This window comes from Psychrobacter sp. AOP3-A1-26, from assembly GCF_052378235.1.
In the GTDB taxonomy this organism is placed as follows: Bacteria; Pseudomonadota; Gammaproteobacteria; order Pseudomonadales; family Moraxellaceae; genus Psychrobacter.
Map to the genome: position 1 here is coordinate 1 of NZ_JBQSXN010000148.1, position 2,818 is coordinate 2,818.

At 42.5% G+C, this 2,818-nt stretch carries 3 protein-coding genes; all 3 read left to right on the forward strand.

Annotated features, from left to right (window positions below; genetic code table 11):
• The first annotated feature begins 45 nt into the window (after positions 1 to 45).
• Entirely contained in the window at positions 46 to 1,041 is a 996-nt protein-coding gene (locus tag ACT3TU_RS13830; protein WP_192524892.1) for a DUF368 domain-containing protein, read from the forward strand.
• Positions 1,042 to 1,308: 267 nt separating this feature from the next.
• A complete protein-coding gene (gene aciT / locus ACT3TU_RS13835) occupies positions 1,309 to 1,710 on the forward strand; it encodes an AciT family ciprofloxacin tolerance protein (protein ID WP_225735405.1) in 402 nt (133 codons plus the stop codon).
• A 276-nt stretch (positions 1,711 to 1,986) separates the two neighbouring features.
• Entirely contained in the window at positions 1,987 to 2,493 is a 507-nt protein-coding gene (locus ACT3TU_RS13840; protein ID WP_192524891.1) for an SCP2 sterol-binding domain-containing protein, read from the forward strand.
• Positions 2,494 to 2,818: the final 325 nt, after the last annotated feature.

Below are 2,818 nucleotides of genomic sequence, written 5' to 3' on the forward strand. Positions count from 1 at the left end.
ATCTTGATACAATTGAGTCAATTTTAAAATAATGAAGGATTGTCCATGACGACACCACACTCACCGCGGCCAAACGAGTCGTCAGCGCCACAGCCATTAGATAAAACCCCTGTTCCTACTTCTGCATCCAGCGATAGCCCAAAGCAGCTATTCGGGACTTACATCAAAGGCATGGCCATGGGTGCCGCGGATATCGTACCTGGCGTCTCTGGCGGCACCATTGCGCTGATTTCAGGTATCTATGAACGCTTGATTAACGCACTGGGCAGCATTGGTCCCAATCTTTGGCAGATATTTCGACAAGAAGGTGGTATCAAAGGCTTGCTCGCGGTATGGCGACAGGTCGATGCGACATTTTTATTGTGTTTGGTATTGGGTATTGCCACTAGCATCAGGACTTTGGCGGGCATTATTAAGCACTTGTTAGAGAATCAGCCGCTACTGATTTGGTCGTTCTTTTTTGGACTGGTCATCGCTACAGTATTTATCTTACTAAGTGAGATTAAGCGTTGGAACATAGGACGGGCAGCATTATTCGTCATTGGCCTGTGCGCTGCTGTAGTCATCAGTAGTTTGCCATTACTGGCGACAAACCCAAGCTTACCCTATTTATTTTTTGCAGGGGCAATCGCCATTTGTGCAATGATATTACCTGGGGTATCTGGGTCATTTATTCTGCTGTTACTGGGCGCTTATGATGCGGTGTTAGAGGCAGTACATACGCTTAACTTTACTATAATATTCACCGTCGTCGCAGGTATGGCAACGGGACTGTTATTATTTACCCACGCGCTTAAATGGTTACTAGCTCGCTATTATCAAGCAACGCTTGCACTACTCACCGGTTTTATCGCCGGCTCGTTGGTAAAAGTATGGCCGTGGAAAGTAGATGCTTTAGGGTCGCTAAATAGTGAGGCGATAAACAATGTTCTGCCATGGCAATACCCTACTGGCGCGCATTGGCTAACGACATTAGGGCTCATGCTACTGGGTGCGGTTTTGGTGTCGCTGTTGTCTTTGTGGGGTCATCGCCGTCATTAACGGTAAAAATATCATACGACAAACTTGTATCAACATCGCTTTCATTCAGATTGAGGACGTGCCCTAGCAAAACCATCTCTCTACTTTCAACAATAAGCGCTTAGCCTTGCGGCGCTTATTTCAAAATCCTGCAACACCACATCAAAGAAACCCTCCAAATAATCAAACGTCAACTGTTGTCGCAAAGTCGCCTTTGCCCTCTTTAGCTTTACTCAGCAAACTTTCATAATAGCCCCATTGAAGTTCACCTTATGAATAGCGAGATGAATGATGTTACTGACTATATTTTCTTTTATCGGTATCGATACCTGGAGCACGGCGGCATTGCTGGGTTATGGTTTATTGGCAGGCTTGATAGTGGCGCTCGCGTTATCCTCACAGCGCTGGCTACTGCTCTACTTATTCGGCGGTATGGCCTATTGGCTGACAGTGGAAGCGATCCAAAGTATGTTATCCAGTCGTCCTATGCTCTCAGAGCTATCGGAATGGCACAGCTATATTGTCGCCATGGGCATCAGCTGGTTACCTTTGGCCAGTTGGGTATTATATCGGGCGTTACGTTATGAGGATGTCAGCCAATCTGTTCGGCAGCAGCGTGAGTTGCAAGCGGCGCGCTATATCGAACATACCCCTGTTTATGATGATGATTACCAACCGCGCTTCTATTAATACAATCAATTAATAAAATCAATCCAAAATAAAAGCGAGGCAAGTCAAACAGTATTTTGCATTTGTACTCATTTTCCTTGCTATTCCCATTTTTATGCATGGTATAAGCTTATCTCAATCAAAGTAACGTCATCTAATGTTACAAGATACTTAACGCTCTCTACGTAACTCCTAAAGAATAGATAGCACTGAATCGTTTATAATCTATCTATATATTTGTCGCAAAAATTGTTATAAAGTACGCATTATTTTGCGTTTCATTTTAGGAGTTTGATTATGTTTACTGTTCCTGTATTAGATATTAAGTCTGATCCGTTAGATGCGTTATTGGCAGTGATTGGCTACCGCTTGTCCATGCTTGCTGATAGCAACGACGAAGACGTCAAAGCGCTATTCGCTGATCGCAATGTCACGATTGAATTCGCTAGTAAAGAGTCTGATATTGCCCGCTCTTTTAGTTTTGCCGATGGTCAATTTAGCCAACAAGGCGGTCATGCCAAAGACGCTGATTTGACGATTAGCTTTAAAGATTCTATGACTGGCGTTAAGCTGTTGACCAAAGGCAGTCTGCCAGATTTTATGACTGCGGTACAAGAAGGCAACTTAAGCATCGAGGGCGATTATAGCCTAATGATGTGGTTCAATAAACTTGCTAAACATATTGTGCCGGCCATCCCAGAAGAGTGCAAACCGTACCTCCAAAAAGCTAAGCCTTATGCTTATAAAGCACAGCAGTTTGCCAATCATTGGGTCGGTGTTGCTAAGCATAAGCTGGGTAAATAAGTAAATCGAGTAAGCTTATAATCACTATTTCCTATAATAACTAATTATAGATAAACTGTCTTAAGATAAGTTACCTTACTCTGTAGCTGTATTCTGATTTTCTAAAAAGGTTGCGGTATACTATATCGCAGCCTTTTTTTTGGCTAAAAAACTATAATAGACAAAAAACATCTACGCTTATATCACTCACAAAAATTAGAGTAGCAAGGAAAACGACTGCAAGTGCTACGAACTGTAGACTAAACAAGTTTGACACGGCTAATCGTACTTTTTGGGTTTGGTATTATTTTATACGTTAATGCTTACTATCTTTATAAAAGGATTT